This is a genomic window from Qipengyuania sp. (assembly GCF_048550555.1).
In the GTDB taxonomy this organism is placed as follows: domain Bacteria; phylum Pseudomonadota; class Alphaproteobacteria; order Sphingomonadales; family Sphingomonadaceae; genus Qipengyuania.
Map to the genome: position 1 here is coordinate 12223 of NZ_JBLYYF010000010.1, position 26304 is coordinate 38526.

The following is a 26304-nucleotide window of genomic DNA, read 5'->3' on the forward strand; positions in this document are numbered from 1 at the left end:
GCGGTGAAACCCCGCGGACACAACCGTTTCGTGGTCGGAGTGAGGATCCCTACACAAGTCAGTCATTGCGAGCGGCGAAGCCGCGCGGCAATCCATCGTGGGTACGCCGCCGCGTGCGCGAGTTGATGGATTACCGCGTCGCCTGCGGCTCCTCGCAATGACTGTGGAGGGAGGTTCGGCTAGTAAGCCTTCGCCAGCAACACGCGTTCGACCGCCGGCTCGCCGGTGAAGATGCAGCTGCCGTCGACCGGTGCAGCATCCATCGGGACGTTGCGGATGGTGAGCTTGTGCTCCTTGAGCCGCTCGACGACCTTCTCGAGCGCGGCCCCGGTCGGCTTCGACCACTGGACCTCGACCCAGCCCGGATAGCGCGAGGCGGCGAAGTGCTTCTCCACCTCGGCCAAGTCGGTCACGCCGCGGGTGATGTTGGCATCGCGGCGCTCGGCAGCTTCGGTGAGAAAGGAGGCCTGCATGTCGGCGAGCACGTCGGCGATGGTCTGGCCGGCGACTTCGCGGGTGGGGTTCTGGAAGGCGGGTTTGCCGGTCTCCTCGTCCCACAGCCGGTCGCGGCGGAGCATCGACACCACGCCGTTCTCCATGTCGCGGCCACCGACCTCGACGATGATGGGGGCGCCCTTGCGGACATAGTCCCAGCGCTTCTGCGCGGCCTTGCCGGGGCGCGTATCGAGCAGGACGCGCAGGCGCTCGCCGAACACGCTCTGCGTCGCGAGCGTCGCGCGCAGCACCTCGCAATAGTCGATCAGCTCCTGGTCTTCGGGCTTGTCGCGCAGCATCGGCAGGATCACCACCTGCTGCGGCGCGATCTTGGGCGGCAGGCGCAGCCCGTCATCGTCACCATGCGTCATGATGACGCCGCCGACCATGCGGGTCGAGACGCCCCAGCTCGTCGTGTGGGCGAGGCTTTCGCTGCCTTCCTTGTTCTGGAACTTGATCCCGCTCGCCTGCGCGAAATTGGTGCCGAGATAGTGACTGGTCCCGGCCTGGAGCGCCTTGCCGTCCTGCATCATCGCCTCGATCGACCAGGTCTCGACCGCGCCGGGGAAGCGTTCGTTCTCGGGCTTCTCGCCGGGGACCACCGCCAGCGCGAGATCCTCGTCGGCGAAGGCGCGATAGACCTCGAGCATGCGCAGCGTGTGTTCCTTGGCCTCGGCCTCGTCGGCATGCGCCGTATGGCCTTCCTGCCAGAGGAATTCGCTGGTCCGCAGGAACATGCGGGTGCGCATTTCCCAGCGGACGACATTGGCCCACTGGTTGAGTTTCAGCGGCAGGTCGCGCCAGCTCTGGACCCAGCGCGCCATGGCATCGCCGATAATGGTCTCGGAGGTGGGACGCACGACGAGCGGCTCTTCGAGCTTCGCTTCGGGATCGGGCACCAGCCCGCCATCCTTGCCCGCTATCAGGCGGTGGTGGGTGACCACGGCCATTTCCTTGGCGAAGCCTTCGACATGCTCGGCCTCGCGCTCGAAGTTGGAGAGCGGGATGAAGAGCGGGAAATAGGCGTTGTCGTGACCGGTTTCCTTGATCCGGTCGTCGAGCAGGCGCTGCATCCGCTCCCAGATTCCATAGCCCCACGGACGGATCACCATGCAGCCGCGCACGCCCGATTCCTCGGCCATTTCGGCAGCACTGATGACTTCCTGGTACCAGGCGGCGAAATCGTCTTCGCGCCTGGTGTTCAAGGCATGGCGGATCTGGGCCAAGATGTACTTCCCGTTGTTGCTGGTCGGATCGGCGCGCGGGCCGATGCCGTCATTTGCTCATTTCGTCCAGCTTCTTCTGCATCGCCGCCATCTGCTCGCGCATCTGGGCGAGCTCGTCCGACTGGCCGGATCCTCGCTTGTCCTGGTCCGGCTTGTTGCGACCGGGGATGAAGGCTTCGGCGGCGTTCTGCATCATCTTGAAATTGGCCTCGGCCATCTTCGCGAGCGGATTGTTCTCCATCCCCTTGGCAAAGGCCGCCTGCAACTGCTCGCGGTTCTTGCGCAGGTTGGCCATGCTCGCCTCGAGATAGCTCGGCATCATCGCCTGCATCGAATTGCCGTACATCGAAATCAGATCGCGCAGGAAGCTGACCGGCAGCATCTGCGAGCCGTGACTTTCCTCCTCGACGATGATCTGCGTCAGGATCGTATGGGTGATGTCGTCGCCGGTCTTGGCGTCCAGCACATGGAAGTCGATGTTCTCGCGCACCATTTTCGCGAGATCGTCGAGCGTGATGTAGCTGCTGGTGTCGGTGTTGTAGAGCCGCCGGTTGGCGTATTTCTTGATGATGATCGGTTCGCCCTCGGCGGTCCGCTTTGCCATTGTCACATGCTCCCCAATTGTGCGCTGCGAGAGGATTAGCACGTGCACAAACCGCAGCGCAACATGACGCGAAGGTCAACCGAAGCGACGGCCGAGCACGGTGAGCAATTCATATTGCGAAAGAAAGGTTTGCTGCGCAGCATCGGGCAGGCTGTATGGCAGCTCGACCCAGTCGCCCTCGGCCAGTTCGGGGGCCTCGGTCAGGTCGAGCACGATCATGTCCATGGAGACCTTGCCGAGGATCGGCAATTTGCGGTCTCCGTGGAGGAAATGCCCCCCGCCCCAGCTGCGCAGGATGCCGTCGGCATAGCCGAGCGAGACCACCCCGGTGCGCATATTCCGGGCTGCAGTGAAGCTGGCGTTGTAGCCGACCGTGTCGCCCGATTGCAGCTCGCGCGTCTGGATCAGCGCCGCCTGCGGGAATGCGACCTGGGCGATGCGGCCATCGAGTTCCGCGCGCGGGGTGCCACCGTAGAGCGCGAGGCCCGGTCGGGTCAGGTCGAAGGCATAATCTCCTCCCAGGGCGATGCCCGCGCTGTTGGCGAGGCTGGATTCTTTGTGATCCACCAAAGGCAGGCAGGCGCGGAAACTGTCTAGCTGGCGCGCATTCATTGCGCTGTCCTCGTCGGCGCAGGCGAGATGGCTCATCAGCACCTCGATCTTGAGCGCCTGGACAAGCGGGTCGGACAGGTCCGCGGGCGCCACGCCGAGCCGATTGATCCCGGTATCGACCATCAAGTCGCAGGCGCCGCCCCCGCCGTCGATCCACAGCTTAGCCTGTTGCAGGCTGTCGATCACGGGCCGCAGGCCGGTCTCGCGGGCAAAGGCGACGTGATCGGCGCTATGCGGTCCGTGGAGGACCGAGACCTGTTCCGCGGGGACATGCCGCAGCACCGCGGGAACCTCGCTCCAATGCGCCACGAAGAAATCGCGGCAGCCGACATCGCACAGGATCGGCAGGCAGCGATCGACGCCGAGGCCGTAGCAGTTCGCCTTGACCGCTGCGCCTGCGCGTGCGCCGCCCGACAGCTCGTCGAGGGTCTCCCAGTTATGCGTCAGCGCGTCGCTGTCGATACGCAGCCGCAGTGTCGGCGGCGGAAGGTCGGTCATGCATTGCTCACGAAATGGCGGGCGAGGCGGCCGGGTCCTGCCGATCGTCCGCGAAGTCGCGCGGCGGGCCGTCGGGCAGCCCCCACCAGGCGACGATGAGGCCGAAGCCGACGACGACCATGGTGTACCACAGGCCGGCATAGGCATTGCCCGTCATCGCCACGATGTACCCCGCGATCAGCGGCAGGAAACCGCCCAGATAGCCTGCGCCGATGTGGTAGGGGATGGACATCGAGCTGTAGCGGATCTTCGCCGGGAACATCTCGGTCAGCAGCGCCGCGACCGAGCCGTAGGTCAGCGCCGAGAGCATCCCGAGCACCAGCAGCAGGGCGATGATTCCGACCACGCTGGCAAGGGGCGGCGTCTGGCGCGCGAAATCATAGCCGCTGCCTTCGAGCCAGGCCTGGATGATCGCGCGCCGGGTGGTCTCGGGCAGGTCCTCGTAGCTATAGGTTTCGTCGCCGATGGCCAGCTCGGCAACCGCGCTGTCGCCGATGGCATAGGGAACGCCGAGCGCGGTCAGATCCTGCAGCGCGCGGCCGCAGGGGCTCGCCTGCACTTCGGCGAAGGGATCGTATTCGCACTGCGCGCCACTGACCGTGACCGGCGCGGCACGGGCGCTCGCCTCGAGCCCCGGATTGGCGAGCGACCCGATACCCCAGAACACCGGGAACAGCAGCGCGAGCGAAGCCAGTGCGCCGATGATGATCGGCTTCCTGCGCCCTACCCTGTCCGACCAGCGACCCACGATCACGTAGAAGCTCATCGAGATCGCCCCGGCGATCAGCAGCATCCATTCGACGAGGCTTTCCTCGACCCGCATCGGCCCGCGCAGGAAGGACAGGCCCGAGAAGAAGGCGGTGTACCAGATGGTGGTGAGTACGCCGGTGATGCCGAACAGCGCGACGAAAATGCGCTTGGGATTGCCTGGATAGGTCAGGCTCTCCTTGAACGGATTGGCGCTGGTCTCGCCCGCCTCTTTCATCGCCTTGAAAACGGGGCTCTCGGACAGCTTGAGGCGCATCCACAGCGATATGCCGAGCAGGGCGATCGACAGCAGGAAGGGGACGCGCCAGCCCCATGCGGCGAAGTCCTCCGCCGGGATCAGCGCCCGGCAGGCGATCACGACGATGATCGACAGGACGAAGCCGCCGACCACGCTCGCCTGGATGAAGCTGGTGTAGTAGCCGCGCTTTTCGGGCGGGGCATGTTCCGCGACGTAGATCGCCGCCCCGCCATATTCGCCGCCGAGCGCGAGGCCCTGGAGAATGCGCAGGCCGATCACGATCAGCGGCGCGGCCATGCCGATGCTCGCCGCACTCGGGATCAGGCCGACGCCGGCAGTGGCGACGCCCATCAGGGTAACGGTGACCAGAAAGGTGTATTTGCGCCCGAGCCTGTCGCCGAGGAAGCCGAACAGGATCGCCCCCAGCGGGCGAAATCCGAAACCGACCGCGAAGCCCGCCCAGACGAGCAGGATTTCGAGCGTTTCGTTGTCGCTCGGGAAGAAGGCCGCGCCGATCAGCCCGGCGAGCGTGCCGTAGATGAAGAAATCATACCATTCGAAGATCGTCCCCGCGCTGCTCGCGGCAATGACCAGGCGAATTTCCTTCTCGGTCGGTTCCCTTTGCGTAGCCACTGCGCCCTCGGGCATGTCGCGCTCCCTCATCCGCGATATCGTTCTGTCCGGAAACGGGTCTAGCCCGCCGTCCCGGGGTTGGAAAGCGCGGTGCGAGCCGCTCTCCACGGCAGGAGGATTGCCTCGTGACGGCCCCGGTGCGGACGGACGGGCTCGAGCAGTTCGAGCCGCGGCAGGATCGCACTGGGCGCCCTGCCCTCGAGCCATTCGCCAAGTTCCTCGATCATGGCAGCGATCGCCGCGCCATCCATTCCCGCGGCCTCGCGGGCGAAGATCGCCGCCGAGGCTTGCCCCACCGCACAGGCGGATACCCGCAAGCCGATCGCTCCGAGCGTTTCTGTGCTGGAGGATGAGAGGTCGATCACGCTACCGCAGCTGCGCGAGCGGGCATGGCCCAGGGCAGGCGCGCGATCGTCGTAGGGAACCTCGGCCAGTTCGACCGCAAGGGCCAGCAGTTCGGGCGAATAGAGCGCCGCCGCGCGCGGGGCTGCCATCACTCTTCGCTGGCGGAGCGTTCGCGCAATTGCGCGCGGCGCTGCGCGAGTACCTCGACCAGCGCGCGCGAGCTCGCATCGACAAGTTCGTAGCTGCGCGCGGTGGTGATCCAGCCGGGCCGCCCCTTGTAGCCCCAGACGGTGTCGTAGCCGAGGACCAGCAGCGAGAAGGCGATGACCACGATAACGCTGCCCTTCAGCGCCCCGAAGCCGAAGCCGAGCACGCGGTCTACCGGGCCGAGCAGCGAATCCCGCGACGCCTTGCCGACATTGTTGGCGATGACCTTCATCGCGGCATAGGGGATCAGCAGCAGCAGGGCGAACGCCAGCAGCGAGGTGGTGATGTCGCGACCGATGAAATCGTGCAGTGCCAGCGTCAGCGGTGTGTGCAGGAAACGGATCGCGAAGGCGGCCAGCACCCAGGCGGCGAGCGACAGCACTTCCTGCAGGAAGCCGCGCAGGAAACCGCCCACGGCGGCGATGCCGACAATCAGCAGGACGATATAGTCGAAACCCGTCATGACCCTTCCTTGATCAGGGCCTTATGTACTCCCGATAATCCGGTCAACGAGATTGGCCAGTTGGGACAGGCCGTCGTAGGTTAGGGCGGCCGACCCGGCCTTCACGTCCGCGGGCCCGTAGCCGCGATCGAAGCCGAGCTTGGCCGCTTCGCGCAGCCGCAGTCCGCCATGCGCCACAGGGCGAATCTCGCCCGCGAGCGACACTTCGCCGAGCCACACGCTGCGCGGCGGGAGCGGCCGGTCGGCCATGGCGCTCACCAGCGCGGCGGCCACCGCGAGGTCGGCCGCCGGATCGGACAGGCGATAGCCGCCGGCGACGTTGAGATAGACCTCGGCCGAGGAGAAATTGAGTCCGCAGCGCGATTCGAGCACCGCCAGCAGCATTGCGAGCCGTCCGCTGTCCCAGCCGACCACGGCACGGCGCGGTGTCGCGCCCGACTGCAACCGCACGATCAGGGCCTGGATCTCCACCAGCACTGGCCGCGTGCCTTCGATGGCAGGGAAGACCGCGCTGCCCGCCATCGGCTCGTCGCGTCCCGAGAGGAACAGCATCGAGGGATTGTCGACTTCCTCCAGCCCCTCACCCGCCATGGCGAAGACTCCGATCTCGTCGACCGCGCCGAAGCGGTTCTTGAGCGCGCGCAGGATGCGATACTGGTGGCTGCGCTCGCCCTCGAAGCTCATCACCACATCGACCATGTGTTCGAGCACGCGCGGCCCGGCGATGCTGCCGTCCTTGGTCACATGGCCGACGAGGACCAGCGCCACACCGTTTTCCTTGGCGTAGCGGATCAGCTCGAAGGCACAGCCGCGCACCTGGCTGACCGTCCCCGGTGCCCCTTCGATCGTGTCCGAATGCATTGTCTGGATCGAATCGATCACCAGCAGTCCGGGCGTGTCCATTGAACCAAGTGTGGTGAGGATATCGCGCACTCCGGTCGCCGCAGCGAGTTTTACGGGCGCATCCGACAGGCCCAGCCGTGCGGCGCGCATGCGCACCTGCGCAGTTGCTTCCTCTCCGCTGACATAGACCACGCCGCGCCCTTCGCGCGCGATCTTCGCCGCGGCCTGCAGGAGCAGCGTGGACTTGCCGATTCCCGGGTCGCCGCCGAGCAGGATCGCCGATCCGGGAACCAGCCCGCCCCCCAGCGCCCGATCGAATTCGGCAAGGCCCGTAGGCTGCCGCGTGGGCAGCGCGCCTGGCTTGTCGAGGTCGACGAATTCGACCGCCCTGCCCCCGCTCGACAAATCGTGCTTCATCGAAAAGACAGTCGCCGGGGCATCCTCGACCAGCGTGTTCCATTCGGCGCAGTCGGCGCATTGCCCCTGCCAGCGATGCGAGACACTGCCACAGGCCTGGCAGACATAGCGTTTCTTGGGCTTGGCCATGCCGCCCTGCTAAACGGAACATTTGAGGAACGCAATTGCCTTGCGCGTATTATGCGTGCACAGCACCCGCGATGCGTCAAAAGGAATTGAGGATCGCACTGGTCTGCTACGGTGGCGTGAGCCTGGCGGTCTACATGCATGGTGTCACGCGCGAGCTTTGGCATCTGGCCCGAGCCAGCCGCGAGTTCCATGTCGAGGGGCCGACACGCAAGGGCGTCGAAGCGGTCTATCGCGAGCTGCTGGAGAGCCTGGCGCGGGACCAGGGGCTGCGGCTCAGGGTCCTGCCCGACATCATGAGCGGCGCGAGTGCGGGGGGCATCAACGCCGTTTTCCTGGCGCAGGCCGTGCATTCGGGCCAGTCGCTCGAGCCGCTGACCGATCTGTGGCTCGAAGTCGCCGATGTCGACGAGCTGGTCGATCCCGCCGCGCGGCTGAAATGGCGCTTCTCGAAGATGTGGGCGCAGCCCTTCGCCACCTGGCTGCTCAACCGCCCTGGCAGCGATATCGCCGATGCAGTCTCGTCCGAGACGCAGGCCGAGGTCGAGCGCAAGGTTTCTCACCTCATCCGCGGGCGCTGGTTCGAACCGCCCTTTTCGGGTCTCGGCTTCTCGCGCCTGCTCGAAAATGCCTTTTCGGCGATGGCGGCAGGTCCGGTGGAAGATCCCCTCCTGCCCCCCGGGCATCCGCTCGACCTTTACGTCACCGCGACCGATTATTACGGTTTCCACGAGCTGATCAGGCTCCACAGCCCACCGGTGGTGGAAGACACCGAACACCGCATGCCGATCGCCTTCCGCGCGAATACGCCTGCCCGTGGTGGGTCCGATCTGGCCAATCCGCTCGAACTGGTCTTCGCCGCGCGCGCCACGGCGAGTTTTCCCGGCGCCTTCCCACCGCTGCGGATAGAGGAAATCGACAGACTGTCGGATCTCACCGAACGCGCCTGGCCAGGGCGCGAGGCCTTTCTCGAACGCATCATGCCGGTCCATGCGGTGCGCGGCTCGCTCGACCACGTGTCGCTCATCGATGGTTCGGTACTGGTCAACAAGCCCTTCTCGGGTGCGATCGACGCTCTGCAGGGGCGGCCTGCGCAACGCGAGGTCGATCGCCGCTTCGTCTATGTCGATCCTCGCCCCGACCGCTTCGGCGATATCAATGCCAGCAAGACCGAACCGGTGGGCTTCTTCTCCGCCATCTTCGGATCGCTTTCGACCATCCCGCGCGAACAGCCGATCCGCGACAATCTCGACCAGATTCAGGAACAGAGCCGCGAGGCCGAGCGGCTCAACCGCATCGTCGCCGCGCTGCGGCCCGAGGTCGATGCGGTGGTCGAGAAGCTGTTCGGTCGCACCCTGTTCCTCGACAGTCCCACCCCCGCCCGCCTGCGCGCCTGGCGCCAGAAGGCGCAGCAGGCGGCCGCCGAACGCGCGGGCTATGCCTTTCACGCCTACGCGCAGGCCAAGTTCTCCGCGATCGTGATGCGCCTCGCGCGGCTCGCGCTGTCGGGCGCTCCCAAGCTGGGCTTCGACGAGCCTTCGCCGATCGAGGCCGTGCTGCGCGAAGAACTGCTCCGGCGCGGGCTGGAGAGGCTGACGGCCCCTTCGGGAGGCGCCTCGCCCGAGGCGATCAGCTTCTTCCGCGAGCACGATATCGGATTCCGCATCCGGCGGCTGCGCCTCCTGGCCCGGCGGATGGCGCGCGACTGGGAAGCGGACCCGGACATTTCCGACGAGGCGCTCGAACACGGGCGCGATGCCGTCTACCGCATCCTCGCGCTCTATTTTGCGAAGGAGGGCGTGGCCGCTCTCGGGCCCGATTTCGAAAAGGCCGCCGAAGGGGTCATGGCGGAACCCGGAGCACTGCTCGACCGCGTCGAGGCGCAACGCCTCTTGCCCGACCTCGATGACTACGCCGAGGAGATGCTTTCGGTGGCGCTCGACCAGATGCCCAGGAACCTGCGTCGGCGGATGCTGCTGACCTACCTCGGCTTCCCCTTCTACGACGTCGCCACGCTCCCGTTGCTGCGCAACGAAGGGCTGACCGAGTTCGATCCGGTCAAGGTCGATCGCATCAGTCCCGACGATGCCCGCAGCATTCGCGAGGGGGGGACGAAGGCGACGCTGCGCGGGATCGAATTCTACAATTTCGGCGCCTTCTTCAGCCGTGCCTATCGCGAGAACGACTATCTCTGGGGCCGCCTCCACGGGGCGGAGCGGATGATCGACCTGGTCTGTTCGACCGTGGACAAGCCCATTCCCGCCGAACGGTGCCGCAAGATAAAGCGGTCGGCCTTCGATGCCATCCTCGACGAGGAGCAGGCCTCTGGCCGCTGCGCACAGCACCTGATCGATGAGATCCGCGGCGAAGTCGCCGAGCGCTTGTCCTAGCGCTTCTTTCGGCCGAAGAAGAGTAGCGTCACCAGCCGCGCATCGTCCGCTCCGCTGCCGAATCCCGGCGCGGCATTGTGAAACTGCCAGGGCGAAAACAGCACCAGCCGGTTGAAGCGCATCGGCACGCGCATCACGCGTTCCCATTTGGCCGGCTGGGTGGTGTCCTTGTTGACGACGTCGGCGATGAGATCGTCGAGCGTGTCGTAGCCGCTCGCGGCAAGGTCGGCTCCGTTCGGGGGCACGCGCTCCAGCCCGGTCCGCTTGTGACGGAAGAAATCGGTCCCGCCCGCGCCCGGCTTCGCACAATCCTCGGGGCGCGAAAGATAGAGAATGCCCGAATAGAAAGCGGGGTCGATATGAACCCCGCTCCGTCCCTTGTCGGACTTCAGCGTGATGCGGCAATGACCGTGCTCGGTACCCTTGGCTCCGGTTAGGTCCATCCCGACATGGCGCGACACTGCGGCGTCGATGCCGTCCATCGGCAGCGGCCTGGTCGAATCGCGTCCGGGATAGTTTCCGCCCGTCCCGGGAGCGGCATAGTCGAGCGCCAGCGCGGCGCGGCGCGCGGCCCAGGGGTCGGCAAGGAAATCGTCGATGATCGTCAGCGATGGCAGCATGGGGGGCGCTTATCGCCAGCGCCGCCACGCTTGGCAATCACCCGCCGAAGGCATCCCGCACCTTGTCGAAGAAGCCGCGGCTCTCGGGACATTCGTCGCCGGTTTCCTGCTCGCGGAACTGTTCGAGCAGCGCGCGCTGGACCTTCGACAGCCGGGTCGGCGTTTCGACCGCGATCTCGATCACCAGATCGCCGCGACCGCGGCCCTGCAGCACGGGCATGCCCGCGCCGCGCTGGCGCAACTGCTTGCCCGACTGGATTCCGGCGGGGATTTCGATCGTCACGTTCTCGCCGTCGAGATTGGGTATCTCGATCGAGCCGCCGAGCGCGGCGGTGGTGAAGCTGATCGGCACGCGAGTCGCAAGGGTTGTGCCCTCGCGCTGGAAGATCGCGTGCGGCTTGACGTGAAGGAAAATGTAGAGGTCGCCCGGAGGCGCGCCGCGCGGTCCCGCCTCGCCCTTGCCCGACAGGCGGATGCGCGTCCCGGTATCGACGCCGGGAGGGATTTCCACCTCGAGCGATTGCGGCTTGTCGACGCGGCCCTCGCCGCGACAATCGCGGCATGGCGAGGTGATCACTTCGCCGCTGCCGTGGCAGTTGGGGCACGGGCGCTCGACCACGAAGAAGCCCTGCTTGGCGCGGACAGTGCCCTGGCCGTGGCACAAATTGCAGGTGCGTGCGCGGGTACCTGGCGTGGCGCCCGATCCGTGACAGGTCTCGCAATTCTGCGAGACCTCGATCTCGATCTCGGTCGACTTGCCGTGAAACGCCTCTTCGAGATCGATCTGCATGTCGTAGCGCAGATCGGCACCGCGGCGCGGTCGCGCACGCCCACCGCCGCCACCGAAGGCGCTGCCGAAGATAGTTTCGAAGATATCGCCCAGGTCGCCGAAGTCGGCGCCCCCGTGGCCGCCTGCGCCGCCGTTCTGAAAGGCAGCGTGGCCATAGCGGTCGTATGCGGCCCGCTTCTGCGGGTCCTTGAGCACTTCATAGGCGGCGCTGACCGCCTTGAAGGTGCTTTCGCTTTCATTGCAGCCGGGGTTGCGATCGGGATGGTGCTTCATCGCCAGCTTGCGATAGGCGGACTTGATCGTCGCGCCATCGGCATCGCGGCTCACCCCAAGCAGTTCGTAGAGATCGGTTTCGGTCGTCGACATGGCTTTCCAATGGCTAATCGCCACCGGTGCATGGACGCACCGGTGGCGATTGGCTTCTCATCCGGCGATCAGTTCTTCGAGTCTTCGTCGACTTCGGAGAATTCGGCGTCGACCACCTCTTCCTCCGCACCGCCGTCGGTTCCGGCGTCGCCGCCTTCGGGAGCTTCGCTCGAGGCCTTGGCCTGTTCCTGCTCGTAGATCGACTGGCCCATCTTCATTGCCGACTGCGACAGGTCCTGCGCCTTGGCGTTGATGTCCGAGGCGTCGTCGCCTTCAAGCGCGGTCTTGAGCGCCCCGACCTTTTCTTCCACTTCGCTCTTCAGCGAAGCGTCGATCTTGTCGCCATGCTCCTCGAGCTGCTTCTCGGTCGCGTGGACGAGGCTGTCGGCCTGGTTGCGGGCTTCGGCGCCCTCGCGGCGCTTCTTGTCCTCATCGGCGAACTTCTCGGCGTCCTGGACCATCTTCTCGATGTCGTCGTCCGAAAGACCGCCCGAGGCCTGGATGCGGATCTGCTGTTCCTTGCCCGTACCCTTGTCCTTGGCCGAAACGTTGACGATGCCGTTGGCGTCGATGTCGAAAGTGACCTCGATCTGCGGCACGCCGCGCGGCGCCGCGGGAATACCGACCAGGTCGAACTGGCCGAGCAACTTGTTGTCCGCAGCCATCTCGCGCTCGCCCTGGAAGACGCGGATGGTCACCGCATTCTGGTTGTCCTCGGCGGTCGAATAGGTCTGCGTCTTCTTGGTCGGGATCGTGGTGTTGCGATCGATCATCTTGGTCATGATGCCGCCGAGCGTCTCGATGCCCAGCGACAGCGGAGTCACGTCGAGCAGCAGCACGTCCTTGACGTCGCCCTGGAGCACGCCGGCCTGGATCGCGGCGCCCATGGCCACGACTTCATCGGGATTGACGCCGGTGTGCGGCTTCGAACCGAAGAATTCCTCGACCACTTCGCGCACCTTGGGCATGCGAGTCATGCCGCCGACGAGGATGACCTCGTCGATCTCGTCCTTCGACACGCCGGCATCGGCAAGCGCCTTCTTGCAGGGGTCGAGCGTGCGCTTGATCAGGTCGCCGACGAGCTGTTCGAGCTTCGACCGGGTGATCGTTTCGACGAGGTGCAGCGGAGTCGAGCTGCCGCCTTCCATACGCGCGGTGATGAAGGGGAGGTTGACTTCGGTCTGGGCCGAGCTCGAAAGCTCGATCTTGGCCTTTTCGGCAGCTTCCTTGAGACGCTGGAGGGCGAGCTTGTCGGCCTTCAGGTCCATGTTTTCCTTCTTCTTGAACTCGTCCGCGAGATATTCGACGATCGCGCTGTCGAAGTCCTCGCCGCCGAGGAAGGTGTCGCCATTGGTCGACTTCACCTCGAACACGCCGTCGCCGATCTCGAGGATCGAGACGTCGAAGGTACCGCCGCCAAGGTCGTAGACGGCGATGGTCTTGCCGTCTTCCTTGTCCATGCCATAGGCGAGCGCCGCGGCGGTCGGCTCGTTGATGATGCGCAGCACTTCGAGACCGGCGATCTGGCCGGCGTCCTTGGTCGCCTGGCGCTGCGCGTCGTTGAAGTATGCGGGAACCGTGATCACCGCCTGGGTGACGGTCTCGCCGAGATAGCTCTCGGCGGTTTCCTTCATCTTCTGCAGGATGAAGGCGGAAACCTGGCTGGGCGAATAGTCTTCGCCGCCGGCTTCGACCCAGGCGTCGCCGTTCTTGCCCTTGACGATGTCGTAGGGGACGAGTTCCATGTCCTTCTTGGTCAGCGGATCGTCGAAACGGCGACCGATCAGGCGCTTGATCGCGAAGAGCGTGTTGTCGGGATTGGTGACCGCCTGGCGCTTGGCCGGCTGGCCGATCAGGCGCTCGCCGTCCTTGGTGAAGGCGACGATCGAGGGCGTGGTACGCGCGCCTTCGGAATTCTCGATGACCTTGGGCTTGCCCCCGTCCATCACGGCGACACAGCTGTTGGTAGTGCCGAGGTCGATACCGATAACTTTGCTCATGGTTTCCCCATCTGTTTCAAGTCGTTGGACACCGCACCATGGGTTCCCCGAGAACGGCGGAACCGGTCGGCGGCTCGATCCGGTGGTGTATTACATGGGCGATATAGGTGCGGTTTTCCTTGGCACAAGGGAGGGGCCGCGCTAGTTTTTCGGGCAGGAAAAGAGGGGAACAAATCCATGAAATTCACCCATTTCGCGCCCTTGGCGCTCGCATTGGCCACAGTTGCGCTGGCCGGCTGTTCGACAGAATCGACCGATGTGGCGGCCCCTGCGGCCGACGAGGTCGCGCTCGAAGTCAGCGATGCGCGGCTGATGCTGCCCGCGGTTTCGGGACGTCCGGGGGCGATCTATTTCCAGGTCAAGAATACCGGCGAGAAGAACTATGCGATCCGTCGTGCCGATGTCGAAGGAGCGGGCAGTGCCGAGCTGCACGGGTCGATGGAAATGAACGGCCAGATGACGATGGACAGCCTCGGCCAGGTCCTGGTCAATGCGGGCGATAGCCAGAGTTTCGAGCCCGGCGGCTTCCACGTCATGGTCTTCGATCTGGATCCTTCGCTCGCGGCGGGCGGGACGACCGAGATGACCCTGACCGTGGTCGGCGGCAAGAAGAAGTCCTTCCCGGTGGAAATCCGCGCGGCAGGTGACGAGCGCTGAGCATAGGGCGCGACAGTCTCGGGCTCGAGAGCCACGATGGTGCTGTCGCGCCTTCCTGCCCGGCAGGAGGAGAACGCGCACTCACGCCGGGCGAGATCGAACTCGCACGGACCATTTTCGGCCACGCGATCGATTATTCGCGGGTGACCATCCGGCGACGGAAATGGTTTCCTTTCCAACCCCGTCGCATCACCATGGCGCCGCGCGGGCACCTGCATTTCCACCCGGCTTCCGACAGCTACTGTGACGATTTCTCGGTCGCCAACATATTGCGGCAGGGGCTGCTGATCCACGAACTGGTGCACGTCTGGCAGGTGCAGACTCGCGGTGAATGGTATCTCGTCACGCGTCGTATGCCCTGGGCCCGATACGACTATACGCTAAAACCGGGCTGGTCGCTCGATCGTTACGGGATCGAGCAGCAGGCCGAGATCGTCAAGCACGCCTTCTGGTTGCGCAACGGGATCAAGGTGGCGGGTGTTGCCCACGCCTCCGCCTACGACCTGCTGGTGCGTTTTCCGGGCGCCACCGGCTAGCAAGCGCCCTGAGCTGGTGCCTTACCAGTAACGCGCGTACCGATCGTCGTAACGGCAGTCGTCGTCGACATAGCGACCATCGCCGTAATAGCCGTCGCAGGTATCGTTCTTGTCCGTGGCGTAGCCGACGACGCCGCCGATCGCGGCCCCGGCAAGCGCGTAGGTCTTGATGTCTCCTCCGAGCAGAGCCGCACCGGCCGCCCCGGCGGCGGCGCCGGCGGCAGCTCCCTCGACCGCGTAGTTCTGCGCGCAGGCGCCCAGGCTCAGACTCGAGATCGCCAGCGCGGGGGCGAGAAGAAGTTTGCTGTTCATCGGGGTGTCTCCGTTCGTATCGGTGTCCGACCACCTACGGATACCGGCACTCCCCGTTCCCGCCGGCGGGGTCGCGCAGGCGGGGTTCAATCATAGGTCACCCCGGGTAGGCCCTGCCCGCCATCGGCAATGAAGGCGTCGATCCGCGCCTCGAGCACGGGTAGCGGCACCGAGCCCAGCGACAGCACGACATCGTGGAACTTGCGGATGTCGAAGTCCTCGCCGAGCACCTCTTCGGCCTTGGCGCGCACGCGGCGGATGGTCATTTCGCCCAGCTTGTAGGCCAACGCCTGTCCCGGCCAGCTGATGTAGCGGTCGATCTCGGTGCCGACTTCGCGGTCGGACAGCGCGGTATGGCTCGACAGATATTCGCCCGCCTGCTCTCGGCTCCAGCCATATTTGTGGATACCGGTATCGATGACGAGCCGCGCCGCACGCCACATTTCGTAGGATAGCCGCCCGAACTTCTCGTAGGGCGTGCGATAGATGCCCATCTCTTCGCCGAGATATTCGGTGTAGAGCCCCCAGCCCTCGCCGAAGCCCGAGAAATAGGTCTGCCGGCGGAAGCGCGGCGCCTCTTCCTGCTCGAGCGCGACCGCGCCTTGGAAACTGTGTCCGGGCGAGCATTCGTGCAACGTCAGCGCGGGAATGTTGTAGAGCGGGCGCGAGGGCAGGTCGTAGGTGTTCATCTGGCAGGCATCGAGCCCGCCCCGCCCGGCGGTGTAGAACGGCGCGATCGCCGGATCGACCGGGCGGATGGTGAAGCGGTGGCGCGGCAGGAAGCCGAAATAGTCGCCGATCTTCCCGTCGACCCGCTTGGCGACATAGGCGGAGACGCCCATCAGCTCGTCGGGCGTCCTGGCGACGAATTCGGGATCGCTGCGGAGGAAGGTGACGAATTCGGCAAGCGTGCCCTCGAAGCCTGCCTCGGTCTTGACCTTCTCCATTTCGGCGGTGATCCGCGCGACTTCCTTCAGGCCGATCTCGTGGATCTGTTCGGCGGTCAGGTCGGTGGTCGTATATTGGCGGATCTGCTGCGCGTAATAGGCCTCGCCTTCGGGAAATTCGCTCGCGCCGAGCGAGGTCCGCGTGCGCGGGAGATATTGCTCACGGAAGAACGTCAGCCAGGCGGCATAGGCGGGGGTCACGCTTTCGGCGATCGCCTTCCGGCCTTCGGCGCGCAGCCGCTCCTGCTCGGCTTCGGGAATGCTGCGCGGCATGTCGGCGAAGGCCTTCCAGAACGGGCTCTGCTCGGGATCCTCGACGACATAGGACGCGATCGACACGTCGCGGCCTTCGAGCGTGACGCGCGGGACCGAGAAGCCGCGGTCGAGCCCGGCTTCGGCATTGGCGGTCTGCTCGGCGAAATAGCGCGGAATGTCGCGCATGCGGCCGATATATCGCTCGTAATCCTCGACCGTGGTGAAGCCGCGCGAGGGCGCGAGGTAGGACCAGAAATTGCTGTCGCTGTCGAAGGGCATTTCCCATTCGGCAAAGCGCGCGTCGCCAATCTCGGCCTCGAGCAAGGTCCTCAGGACGAGCGCGTCGGTCACCACCTTCTCGCTCAGTTGCGAGCGGTCGATGGCATCGAGCCGCGCGAGAAGCTCCGCATATCTCGCCGCCCGCGCGCGTTGCGCCGCGGGCGTGACCGACCACAGATGGTCGCCATATTCGGTGTCCCCGCTGGCCGTTTCGGTCAGGCCGAACTCTGCGAGATTGTATTCGTAATAGGCATCACCCAGCGCTTCGACCTGCTCGTCGGCATCAGGTTGTGCGAGCGCTTGCGAGGATGAGAAAGCAACAAGTGCAAGAAAGGCTATTTCCAGATCACGCCGCATTGCTACGCATCTCCCTGCACCATGCTATCCAAGTGCGGCAGGATTGCTTGTACAACTGATCCACCACCGCCAACAAATTCCGATCGTTGGTAAAATTCGCTCACGCGATAGTCGAGCCCAATCCCAACGAGCTCGATTTTCGAATCTGTTTCGATCTCGTCTATCGCGGCAACGATGTCCCGCCATAGAAAGCCATTCCCGTTCGCCATTATCGTCGGGTCGTCAACGGGCGCCCCGTCGGAAAGCACAAACAGTTTTAGGGGTTTATTGCCCTGATCCAAAAGACGGGAGCTAGCCCAACGCAAAGCCTCACCGTCAATATTCTCGTGTAGGAGGTCCGCTCGCAATAGTGCGTCCCAGTCATCATCCGATGGCGCGATACCGAAATCAGAAACTATTACATGAAGCAGTGCGCACAAGCGGCCGGGGTATGATGAGCAGCCATCGGCGAGCCACTTTTCACGCACTAAGCCACCCTTCCACCCTCGTGTCGTATATCCATAGACCGCTGTTCCAACGCCATGCAGGCTCAGCCAATCGTGTAGCGCTCTCAATTCGCCCAACACTTTCGGCAGGCGGTCTGCCATCGAGCCGGAAAGATCGATCAGGAAGCAGATTGCTTGGTCTGGCGACGGCGCTCGCTCGAAGGTCAAGTCTTCGGCCCTGGCCTGGAAGGCAATGCAAGATTCCCGAACGCGCTCATCTAGGTCCTGCCCGACCTCACCGTTCCAACTCACACCGACCAAGCAGTCGCTTTCCAGCAGATCGGGGATATCTCTACCTCTTACTTCGCAATCGAACTCAGTCGAAAAAACCGAATAAGGCTGTTCGGGCCAGTCAAGCGCGACAGTGCGCTGCCTCGCCTTCCGTAGGGAGCCAAGCCACCAAAGGAAGAGCAACACTGCGCCCCAAAACGAGCCTGTCAGGATGCCTTCTAGCACCCGTCTTTCAGTCGGGCTTTTTCGCCACGCCGACCATGGCCGGGCGCAGCAGGCGGTCCTTGATCATGTAGCCAGCCTGCATCTCTTGCACGATGGTGCCCGGTTCGGCCTCCTCGGTGGGAATTTCCATCATCGCCTGATGCTGGTTTGGATCGAGCGGCATGCCCTTGGCGGCGATGCGCGTGATGCCGTTGGCGTTGAAGACCTTCTCCAGCTCGCGCATGGTCGCCTCGATCCCGGCGATGAAGTTCTTCGCCTTTTCGTGTTCACGCAGTTCCTCGGGCACGTGGTCGAGCGCGCGAGCGAGATTGTCGGCCACACTCAGGATGTCGCGGGCGAAGCCGGTCGCGGCGTAGTTGCGGGCATCCTGCACGTCCTTCTCGAGGCGGCGGCGAACGTTCTGCGTTTCGGCGCGGGCGTAGAGCACGTCCTGCATCGCCGTTTCCAAATCGCCGCGCAGCTTGGACAGCGCTTCTTCGAGCGCCTTGTCGTCACTGTCGGTTTCGTCTCCGTCGCTGTCGCTGCGCAGGTGCTCGGGCACGCCTTCCATCTCGCGCGCCACTTCTTCATCGACCGCTTGCTTTTGCGGTTCGTGCTTGTTCTCGTTGTTCACTCGAAAAACCCTGTCAGCCTATTCTCTTGCCCAAGGATCGGGCAGTGAAATCCACCATGGGGACGACCCGCGCGTAATTCAACCGCGTCGGGCCGATCACCCCCAGCACGCCGACGACCTTGCCATCGCGGTCGCGATAGGGCGAGGCGATGACCGACGAGCCGGAGAGCGAGAACAGCCGGTTCTCGCTGCCGATGAATATCCGCATCGCCTCTGCCCGGCGCGCCCGGTCGAGCAGGCCGGAGAGCGATTGCTTGTTCTCGAGGTCGTCGAGTAGCGAGCGCACGCGCTCGATATCGCCCAGCGCCGCCTCGTCGAGCAGGTTTGCCTGGCCGCGCACGATCAGCACCGGGCGCTGGGCCGAATCCTTGCTCCAGGTCGCCAGCCCGCGCCGGACGAGGTCGCGGCTCGCCTCGTCGAGCGCCGACCTGCCGCTGACGATCTCTTCCTCGACAGCGCTCGCCGCTTCGGCCAGCGTTCGCCCGGCGACGCGCGCGGTGAGATAGTTGCTCGCCTGTTCGAGCGAGGTCGCCAATGCTGCAACGGGGAGCGAGAGGATACGATTCTCGATATGCCCGTCCTCGCCCACCAGCACGGCAAGCACGCGCGTGGCATCGAGCGCGGTCAGCGTCACCTGCGCGAGCCTCGGCTCGCGCGTCGGCACCATCACCAACCCGGCCGCGCCCGACAGGTCGGACAGCAGCGCGCTGGTTTCCTCAAGCGCGCGTTCGATCGGTCCGGGCTCGGACAGCCGCTGCTCGATCGCCGCGCGCTCCTCGCGCGTGGGTTCGGCAACCTGCATCATCGCATCGACGAACAGCCGCAGCCCCGTCTCGGTGGGCATGCGGCCCGCGCTGGTATGCGGCGCGGCGAGCAGCCCACGGGCTTCCAGATCGGCCAGGACATTGCGGATCGACGCGGGGGACAGGTTTACCCCGCCACCCCCTTCTTCCTTTGGGCCCGCCAGAGCCTTGGACCCCACCGGCGTGCCGCTGTCGAGATAGCCTTCGACGACGAGCCGGAATATCTCGCGAGCGCGGTCGCTGAGATCGGTAAGCGGGGGCGAATTCATACATCCTATCTAGCCACTCCCCTTGCGGCCTCAAGACCCTTGCGCCACAGCGCCCGTCGAGACTCGACTGCAATGGAGATTCCCATGCGACCTTCCGGCCGTGCGCCCGACGAAATGCGCGCCATCACCATCGAAACCGGCTACACCAAGCATGCCGAGGGCAGCTGCCTGATCAGCTTCGGCGAAACGCGCGTACTGTGCACCGCCAGCGTCGAGGATCGCCTGCCGCCGTGGATGCGCAACAAGGGCGAAGGCTGGGTCACCGGCGAATATTCGATGCTTCCGCGTGCCACGCACACGCGCGGCCAGCGCGAGGCGGCCAAGGGCAAGCAGAGCGGGCGGACACAGGAAATCCAGCGTCTGATCGGCCGCAGCCTGCGGGCCGTCGTCGACATGAAGAAGCTCGGCGAACACCAGATCACGCTCGATTGCGACGTACTCCAGGCCGACGGCGGAACGCGGACGGCGTCGATCTCGGGGGCGTGGGTGGCGCTGCGCCTGGCAGTCGACGGGCTGATGAAATCGGGTGCGATCACGCAGGACCCGATCACCGCCAAGGTCGCGGCGATTTCCTGCGGCGTCTACAAGGGCACGCCGGTGCTCGACCTCGATTATCCCGAGGACAGCAATGCCGATGCGGACGCCAATTTCGTGCTGATCGAGGGCGGCAAGATCGCCGAGGCGCAGGCCACCGCCGAAGGCGCGCCCTATGACGAGGAAGCCTTCCTGCGGCTGCTGCGGCTCGCCCAGATGGGCTGTGCGCAGATCTTCAAGGCGCAGGACCAGGCGACCCGCAAATGACCCGCCGCATCGGTTCGGGCACGCTGGTGATCGCCACGCATAATGCGGGGAAGCTCAAGGAGATTTCCGCGCTGCTCGAACCGCATGGCGTGAAGTGCATCTCGGCGGGCTCGCTCGGCCTGCCCGAGCCGCCCGAGACCGGCACCACCTTCGTCCAGAATGCGCTGATCAAGGCGCGCGCGGCGGCGGAGGCCTCGGGCCTGGTCGCGCTCGCCGACGACAGCGGGCTGTCGGTCGATGCGCTGGGCGGGCGGCCGGGCGTCTACACCGCCGACTGGGCCGAACGGCAGTGGTTCGAAGGCGAACCGGGGCGCGACTGGTACATGGCGATGGGCAAGGTCGAGGGCATGCTGCAGCAGCTCGGACCCGACGTCGACCGGTCCTGCGCCTTCCACTGTGTGCTGGCGCTGGCCTGGCCCGATGGCGAACAGGCGGTCTACGAGGGCACCGCACCGGGCAGCCTGGCCTGGCCGCCGCGCGGGACGATGGGGTTCGGTTACGATCCGGTCTTCGTGCCGCAGGGCCGCGAGCAGAGCTTCGCCGAACTCGATCCGGCGGAAAAGCATGCCATCAGTCACCGCGCCGACGCCTTCGCCAAGCTGGTCGCCGACCAGTTCGGGTGAAGATCAATAGGCCTTCTGGCCCCAGACATTCCCCGCCGGCCAGTATCGGCAGACCAGCACGTCGTTGCCTCGCGCGGTCGATATGGCGCAGCCCACTTCCTGCGTGTCGCGCCAGACGATCTGGCTGTAGTGGCCGACATCGGCCCAGTTGCCGGTTTTGGAAATATCCGGAAAGCGCGCGTGTCGATAGTGCTTCTTCTCGTTGATGAACATGCCGACCATGTTTTCGACCGGCCAATGCCCCGCCGTGCCCATCCAGAGGTTCTCGCCCGTCTGGTTCCGGCCCCGCTGGTCGGCGTGCTGCAACATGCCCCTGTTCGAGAGATGCTGCGCCCATTCGCGCGCCTCGCGTTCGAGATGCATGTTCCATTTGAGCGGCTTGAGCCGGAGACGCTGGCGTTCGTCATTATGCGCCCGCAGAATCCGCGCGGCGAGATGAAGATCGCCGGGTCCGCGCCGGTCGATCGAGCGCATGGCGGAAAAGTCGCGCGTCACTGCGGTGCTCGACGAGGAGCGGCTTGCGGCCATGCCACTGCCCGTGGCACACAGTATAGCTAGTGCGCCGGCAATGGGCGCAATCCATTTTTTCGACTGGGTCATGACGGCGCTGAATCCGCCGTGATAGTTAAGATTGGCTAAAGACATAGGTGGCTCGCGCGCTCTACATTCACTGGCCCTTCTGCATCGCAAAATGCCCTTATTGCGACTTCAACAGCCATGTCCGGGATTCTGCGGATAGCGTGGAATGGAAGGCGGCCCTGCTGGCGGACATGCGCCATGAGCATGCTCAGGTTGGTTCGCAGGAAACACTGACAAGTATCTTTTTTGGCGGAGGAACACCGTCGCTCATGCCGCCCGTTCTCGTGGCCGACCTGCTGGATGAGGCGGAGCGGCTGTGGGGCTTCGACCCCGGCATCGAGATCACGCTGGAAGCCAATCCGAACAGCGTAGAGGCAGCCAATTTCGCCGATCTGGCCGCCGCCGGGGTCAATCGTGTGTCGCTGGGCGTGCAAAGCCTCCACGACGAGTCGTTGCGTTTTCTCGGCAGGATGCACGGAGTAGACGAGGCACTCGCAGCCGTTGCCACGGCGCAAAGCCATTTCGGGCGAATCTCGATCGACCTGATCTATGCGCGTCCGGAGCAGACCGACGCCGCGTGGCGCACCGAATTGCGCCGCGCCTTGGCGCTCGGCACCGATCATGTGTCGCTCTACCAGCTGACCATCGAACCCGCGACGCGCTTCGCCACCGATGTCCGGCACGGCCTGTTCGAGCCGCTCGACGACGACCGTGCCGCGGATCTCTTCGCGGTGACCCGCGAGATGACCGACATCGCCGGCCTGCCCGCCTACGAGATCAGCAACCACGCGCGCCCGGGTCAGGAGAGCCGCCACAACCTCACCTACTGGCGCTACCAAGACTACATGGGAATCGGTCCGGGGGCGCATGGGCGGCGTCGCGAGATGGCGACGGTGCGCCATCGCAAGCCGGAAAACTACCTCGCTGCCACCGCCAGGCAGGGTCACAGCATCGCCGAGACGCGCGATCTCGGCCGTCGCGAGCAGGCGAGCGAGGCATTGCTGATGGGCCTGCGACTGGCCGAGGGCATCGACCTCGCCGCCCTCGCCCGGCGATTCGAGACCACGCCCGCAGCCCTGATCGACCAGCCCAGGCTGGCGCTCTATCGCGACCTCGGCCTGGCCTGGAGCGAGGGAGATAGGATCGGCGTCACGCCGCGCGGCATGCCCCTGCTCGACGCACTGCTGGGCGAACTCGTGCAGGCGGACCTCGTTACGCCATGAGCAAGGCGGACCTGCTCGAGGCCTGGCACGATCACCTCGCGCTCGGGCTGAGACGGTCCCCGCACACGGTGCGCGCCTATGGTCGGACCGCCGAGCGCCTGCTTGCCGGTCTCGAACTGACCGATTGGGATAGCGTAGCCGCACTCGATGCGCCGCGCCTGCGCGGTCATCTCGCATCGCGCCGCGCGGACGGGCTCGCCAATGCCTCGACCGCCCGCGAACTGTCAGCCCTGAAGGCCTTCATCGCCTTTGCGCGGGCCCAGGCCGGGCATGCGCTGACCGACCCGCCGCGCCTGCGCGGGCCGCGGATCAAGAAAGGTCTCCCGCGTCCCGTCACCCCGGACGATGCGATCGGGCTCGCCGACACGGTCGAGGCGATCGCGACCGAGGACTGGATCGGGGCGCGCGACCGTGCGGTGCTGCTGTTGCTCTACGGGGCAGGTATGCGGATCGCCGAAGCGCTCTCGCTGACGGGCAGTGCTCTTCCCCTCGGCGAACGGCTGACCGTCACCGGCAAGGGCAGCAAGCAGCGTGTCGTTCCGCTGCTCCCGATCGTGCGCGAAGCGGTGGCCGACTATGCCGCGCAATGCCCGTGGCCACTGGGAAGGGACGATCCGCTGTTTCGCGGCGCGAAGGGCGGTCCGCTGGCGCAGGGCATGATCCGGAAGGCGACGGCGCGGGCGCGCAAGGCGCTGGGGCTGCCCGACAGCGCGACGCCCCACGCTCTGCGCCATAGCTTCGCGACGCACCTGCTGGGCGCGGGGGCGGATTTGAGGAGCCTGCAGGAATTGCTCGGCCATGCGAGTCTCGGTTCCACGCAGATCTATACCAAGGTGGACGCAGCGAGCCTGCTCGAGACCTACCGCCACGCGCATCCCCGCGAGAAGGACTAGGTGTCGGCCTCGCTCGGGCTCCATTTGACGATCCGGTAGAGGTACCAGGCAAGACCGCCGAGCAGGAACAGGCCGACCGCCCAGCTGGCATAGCTTTCGTAGCGCTCGATCAGGCCAGAGAGCGCAGATCCGCCTGCGATGAGCGCGCCGTTCCAGATCAGCGAACCGAGGAAGGTGAACAGGAGGAAGCGCCACAGCTTCATCTGCGCGAGGCCGGCCGGCAAGGAGATGATGGTGCGCAGAAAAGGCGAGAAGCGGAGGAAGAAGACGATCCATTCGCCATTGCGGCGGAACTTGTCGCGTGCCGCTTCGAACTCGCTCCACTCGAAGGTCAGCCAGCGGCCATGGCGCATGATGAAGCGCCTGAGGTGGTCTTCCTTCCAGCGCTTGCCGAGCCAGAACCAGAAGTAGTTGCCCGCGACGGTACCCAAGGTGCCGATGAGCAGCAGCGGGAGGACATCCATTTGCCCGCGAGCCACAAGCACGCCGCCATATCCCATGATGATCTCGGACGGGATCGGCGGAAAGATGTTCTCCAGCGCCATCAGCACGAAGATGCCGAGATAGCCGCCTGCAGCGATCGCACCGAGAATGAAGCCGTGCATGACGCTCTAATGCGCGAGGCGCGCTATTGGTCCGCCTGCCTGCGCTCAATCGCGTCCCAGATGAGGCCGGGCGTGTCGCTGCCGTTGAACTTGTCGATCGCGACGATGCCTGTGGGCGAAGTGACGTTGATCTCGGTCAGCCACTTGCCGCCGATGACGTCGATCCCGACGAAGACGAGGCCGCGCCGCTTGAGTTCGGGCCCCATCGCCGCGCAGATTTCCTCCTCGCGCGCGGTCAGCGTCGTCGCCTCGGCATGGCCACCCTGCGCCAGGTTGGAACGGAACTCGCCCTCGCCGGGGAAGCGGTTGATCGCACCGGCGAATTCGCCGTCTACCAGCACGATTCGCTTGTCGCCTTCGGACACTTCGGGGAGGAAGGGCTGGACCATGTGCGGTTCGGGCCAGGTCTGGTCGAAGACTTCGGACAGCGCCGAGAGATTGGTACCGCTTTCGTCGAGGCGGAAGATCGCCTTGCCGCCATTGCCGTGGAGCGGCTTCACCACGACGGACCCATGCTTCTTCTGGAAATCGCGCAAATCGTCGAGATGCCGCGCGACCATCGTCGGCGGCATGAAGCGCGCGTAATCCAGCACGAACATCTTCTCGGGGGCGTTGACGACCTCGCGCGGGTCGTTGACCACCAGCGTCGTGCCCTTGAGCCGGTCGAGCAGGAAGGCCGCGCTGATGTAGCCAAGGTGGAACGGCGGGTCCTGCCGCATCAGCACCACGTCGATATCGCGCGCGAGATCGATCCGGCGGCGCTCGCCCATGGTGAAATGATCGCCCTCGACCCGCTGGACCGTGACCGGGGCCGCATGCGCCGTGATGCGCCCGTGCGGTGACCCGTCGCTTTCATAGGCGAGGCTGCCGACGTCGTAATGCCACACTTCGTGACCGCGCGCCTGGGCCGCGAGCATCAGCGCAAAGGAGCTGTCGCCCGCGATATTGATCCTGTCGAGCGGGTCCATCTGAACGGCGACGCGCAAACTCATCTCGAACTCCGATTTCCTGCGGCGCGCCCGTGGGTCAGGGTTGCCATGCGTTGGCGATGTGGCGGGGGAAGCTGCCCGGCGCAAGCAGGATGACGTCGATACGGAGATCTTCGTCTCCTCCAGCATAGCGATGCGCCACGGCCTCGACCGCTGCGGCGACCCGGGAAAGCCGGTATTCGTCGATCGCGTGATCGAGATCGGCGAGTTTGCGGCGCCATTTGACCTCAACGAAGGCGACCACCTTGCCGCGTTTGGCGACAAGGTCGATCTCCCCCGCAGGTGTCTTCACCCGTCGGTCCAGAATGTGCCACCCCTTGGCCCTGAGCCAGAGTGCCGCCCGGGTTTCGCCTTCGCGGCCGCTCTTCTCGGCCAGCTGGCGCTTCATGCGGAGCGTAGCTCCATCGCCCGGGCGTAGAGCGTCTTGCGGTCGAAGCCGGTCGACCTGGCGACCTGCGCCACCGCCTGCGAGGGTTTCAACGTCCGCAGGGCCTCGATGAGCAGCGCATCGGCATCGTCTTCGCTGGCCATCTCTTCGGGAGGCGGGCCGACCAGAAGCACGATCTCTCCCCTCGGCGGGTTGGCCTCGTAATAGGCGATGAGGCCGGCGGGAAGGCCGCGCCGGAGCTCTTCGTGCAGCTTGGTCAGTTCGCGCGCTACCGCTACATCGCGATGGGGAAGGACCTCCTCGATCGCTGCCAGCGATTTCGCCAGGCGCGGCGCGGTTTCATAGAACACCAGCGTGGTGTCGATACCCGCCAGTTCCTCGAGCATTTCCCGCCGCGCCTTGTCCTTGGCGGGGAGGAAGCCGGCGAAGAGGAAACGGTCGTTGGGCAGGCCGCTCAGCGCCAGCCCGGTGATCGCGGCGCAGGCGCCGGGGAGTGCGGTGACGGGAATTCCCTCGGCGCGGCAATCGTTGACCAGGCGATAGCCCGGATCGGAAATCATCGGCGTGCCGGCATCGCTCACCAATGCCACGGC

General features: G+C 65.3%; 27 protein-coding genes. 7 read left to right on the forward strand and 20 right to left on the reverse strand.

Annotation, left to right across the window (positions count from 1 at the left end; all coding sequences use genetic code 11):
- Positions 1-179 precede the first annotated feature (179 nt).
- The 7 genes from proS to radA all read right to left on the reverse strand — a co-directional run bounded on the left by proS (position 180) and on the right by radA (position 7478).
- Complete coding sequence (gene proS, locus ACN4E0_RS01755) at positions 180-1721, reverse strand: proline--tRNA ligase (protein ID WP_419564899.1); 1542 nt, start codon at positions 1719-1721, stop codon at positions 180-182.
- Positions 1722-1770: 49 nt separating this feature from the next.
- Complete coding sequence (phaR, locus tag ACN4E0_RS01760) at positions 1771-2325, reverse strand: polyhydroxyalkanoate synthesis repressor PhaR (protein WP_419564901.1); 555 nt, start codon at positions 2323-2325, stop codon at positions 1771-1773.
- Between the two features lie 75 nt (positions 2326-2400).
- Positions 2401-3435, reverse strand: a complete 1035-nt coding sequence (locus ACN4E0_RS01765; protein WP_419564903.1) for an alanine racemase — start codon at positions 3433-3435, stop codon at positions 2401-2403.
- 7 nt (positions 3436-3442) lie between these two features.
- Positions 3443-5089 (reverse strand): MFS transporter, encoded by a 1647-nt coding sequence (locus ACN4E0_RS01770; RefSeq protein ID WP_419564905.1) that lies wholly within the window; start codon positions 5087-5089, stop codon positions 3443-3445.
- Between the two features lie 44 nt (positions 5090-5133).
- Positions 5134-5568, reverse strand: coding sequence for an iron-sulfur cluster assembly scaffold protein (locus ACN4E0_RS01775; RefSeq protein WP_419564908.1), 435 nt, complete (start codon positions 5566-5568; stop codon positions 5134-5136).
- Positions 5568-6089, reverse strand: coding sequence for a CvpA family protein (locus ACN4E0_RS01780; RefSeq protein WP_419564909.1), 522 nt, complete (start codon positions 6087-6089; stop codon positions 5568-5570). The genes ACN4E0_RS01775 and ACN4E0_RS01780 overlap by 1 nt, the downstream gene beginning before the upstream one ends.
- A 21-nt stretch (positions 6090-6110) precedes the next feature.
- The gene (gene radA, locus ACN4E0_RS01785; RefSeq protein WP_419564911.1) at positions 6111-7478 is read right to left on the reverse strand and encodes a DNA repair protein RadA; all 1368 of its coding nucleotides are present in this window, start codon (positions 7476-7478) and stop codon (positions 6111-6113) included.
- Positions 7479-7549: 71 nt separating this feature from the next.
- Between radA and ACN4E0_RS01790 the strand changes: the two genes are divergently transcribed.
- Positions 7550-9865, forward strand: a complete 2316-nt coding sequence (locus tag ACN4E0_RS01790) for a patatin-like protein (RefSeq protein WP_419564913.1) — start codon at positions 7550-7552, stop codon at positions 9863-9865.
- On the opposite strand, the gene ACN4E0_RS01795 is transcribed toward ACN4E0_RS01790, so the two are convergent.
- The 3 genes from ACN4E0_RS01795 to dnaK form a co-directional block, all read right to left on the reverse strand.
- On the reverse strand, positions 9862-10485 hold the full coding sequence (locus ACN4E0_RS01795) for a DUF6445 family protein (protein ID WP_419564915.1): 624 nt from the start codon (positions 10483-10485) through the stop codon (positions 9862-9864). The two genes, ACN4E0_RS01790 and ACN4E0_RS01795, sit on opposite strands and share 4 nt — an antisense overlap.
- 37 nt (positions 10486-10522) lie before the next feature.
- Positions 10523-11641 (reverse strand): molecular chaperone DnaJ, encoded by a 1119-nt coding sequence (dnaJ, locus tag ACN4E0_RS01800; protein WP_419564918.1) that lies wholly within the window; start codon positions 11639-11641, stop codon positions 10523-10525.
- 68 nt (positions 11642-11709) lie between these two features.
- Complete coding sequence (gene dnaK / locus ACN4E0_RS01805) at positions 11710-13641, reverse strand: molecular chaperone DnaK (protein WP_419564920.1); 1932 nt, start codon at positions 13639-13641, stop codon at positions 11710-11712.
- Between the two features lie 177 nt (positions 13642-13818).
- Between dnaK and ACN4E0_RS01810 the strand changes: the two genes are divergently transcribed.
- Entirely contained in the window at positions 13819-14298 is a 480-nt protein-coding gene (locus ACN4E0_RS01810; protein ID WP_419564922.1) for a copper chaperone PCu(A)C, read from the forward strand.
- 95 nt (positions 14299-14393) lie between these two features.
- Positions 14394-14834 (forward strand): vgr related protein, encoded by a 441-nt coding sequence (locus ACN4E0_RS01815; RefSeq protein WP_419564954.1) that lies wholly within the window; start codon positions 14394-14396, stop codon positions 14832-14834.
- A gap of 21 nt (positions 14835-14855) precedes the next feature.
- Here ACN4E0_RS01815 and ACN4E0_RS01820 read toward each other — a convergent pair whose 3' ends face one another.
- The 5 genes from ACN4E0_RS01820 to hrcA form a co-directional block, all read right to left on the reverse strand.
- Positions 14856-15146 (reverse strand): hypothetical protein, encoded by a 291-nt coding sequence (locus ACN4E0_RS01820; protein WP_419564924.1) that lies wholly within the window; start codon positions 15144-15146, stop codon positions 14856-14858.
- An 86-nt stretch (positions 15147-15232) separates the two neighbouring features.
- Complete coding sequence (locus ACN4E0_RS01825; protein WP_419564926.1) at positions 15233-16984, reverse strand: DUF885 domain-containing protein; 1752 nt, start codon at positions 16982-16984, stop codon at positions 15233-15235.
- Between the two features lie 2 nt (positions 16985-16986).
- A complete protein-coding gene (locus ACN4E0_RS01830; protein ID WP_419564929.1) occupies positions 16987-17886 on the reverse strand; it encodes a cobaltochelatase CobT-related protein in 900 nt (299 codons plus the stop codon).
- A gap of 46 nt (positions 17887-17932) precedes the next feature.
- A complete protein-coding gene (grpE, locus tag ACN4E0_RS01835) occupies positions 17933-18538 on the reverse strand; it encodes a nucleotide exchange factor GrpE (RefSeq protein WP_419564932.1) in 606 nt (201 codons plus the stop codon).
- 13 nt (positions 18539-18551) lie between these two features.
- Complete coding sequence (gene hrcA, locus ACN4E0_RS01840) at positions 18552-19610, reverse strand: heat-inducible transcriptional repressor HrcA (RefSeq protein WP_419564934.1); 1059 nt, start codon at positions 19608-19610, stop codon at positions 18552-18554.
- 84 nt (positions 19611-19694) lie between these two features.
- Here hrcA and rph point away from each other — a divergent pair, with 84 nt between their 5' ends.
- A complete protein-coding gene (rph, locus tag ACN4E0_RS01845) occupies positions 19695-20411 on the forward strand; it encodes a ribonuclease PH (RefSeq protein WP_419564936.1) in 717 nt (238 codons plus the stop codon).
- Complete coding sequence (rdgB, locus tag ACN4E0_RS01850) at positions 20408-21034, forward strand: RdgB/HAM1 family non-canonical purine NTP pyrophosphatase (RefSeq protein ID WP_419564938.1); 627 nt, start codon at positions 20408-20410, stop codon at positions 21032-21034. Before rph ends, rdgB begins: the two co-directional genes overlap by 4 nt.
- Positions 21035-21037: 3 nt before the next feature.
- On the opposite strand, the gene ACN4E0_RS01855 is transcribed toward rdgB, so the two are convergent.
- Positions 21038-21562: a CAP domain-containing protein gene (locus tag ACN4E0_RS01855; RefSeq protein WP_419564940.1), complete on the reverse strand. Its 525-nt coding sequence runs from the start codon at positions 21560-21562 to the stop codon at positions 21038-21040.
- A gap of 119 nt (positions 21563-21681) precedes the next feature.
- Here ACN4E0_RS01855 and hemW point away from each other — a divergent pair, with 119 nt between their 5' ends.
- Together hemW and ACN4E0_RS01865 are read left to right on the forward strand one after the other, a co-directional pair.
- Positions 21682-22836: a radical SAM family heme chaperone HemW gene (hemW, locus tag ACN4E0_RS01860; protein ID WP_419564942.1), complete on the forward strand. Its 1155-nt coding sequence runs from the start codon at positions 21682-21684 to the stop codon at positions 22834-22836.
- Positions 22833-23729 carry a tyrosine recombinase XerC gene (locus ACN4E0_RS01865; RefSeq protein ID WP_419564944.1) on the forward strand — a complete coding sequence of 299 codons (897 nt, stop codon included), beginning with the start codon at positions 22833-22835 and terminating at the stop codon, positions 23727-23729. The genes hemW and ACN4E0_RS01865 overlap by 4 nt, the downstream gene beginning before the upstream one ends.
- Here ACN4E0_RS01865 and ACN4E0_RS01870 read toward each other — a convergent pair.
- The 4 genes from ACN4E0_RS01870 to rsmI all read right to left on the reverse strand — a co-directional run.
- Complete coding sequence (locus ACN4E0_RS01870) at positions 23726-24334, reverse strand: DedA family protein (RefSeq protein WP_419564946.1); 609 nt, start codon at positions 24332-24334, stop codon at positions 23726-23728. The two genes, ACN4E0_RS01865 and ACN4E0_RS01870, sit on opposite strands and share 4 nt — an antisense overlap.
- Before the next feature lie 23 nt (positions 24335-24357).
- Entirely contained in the window at positions 24358-25326 is a 969-nt protein-coding gene (gshB, locus tag ACN4E0_RS01875; RefSeq protein ID WP_419564947.1) for a glutathione synthase, read from the reverse strand.
- A 34-nt stretch (positions 25327-25360) separates the two neighbouring features.
- Positions 25361-25711: a YraN family protein gene (locus ACN4E0_RS01880; protein ID WP_419564949.1), complete on the reverse strand. Its 351-nt coding sequence runs from the start codon at positions 25709-25711 to the stop codon at positions 25361-25363.
- Positions 25708-26304, reverse strand: a 597-nt coding sequence (gene rsmI, locus ACN4E0_RS01885) for a 16S rRNA (cytidine(1402)-2'-O)-methyltransferase (protein WP_419564951.1), incomplete at its 5' end; no start/stop codon positions are given. The genes rsmI and ACN4E0_RS01880, both read right to left, overlap by 4 nt.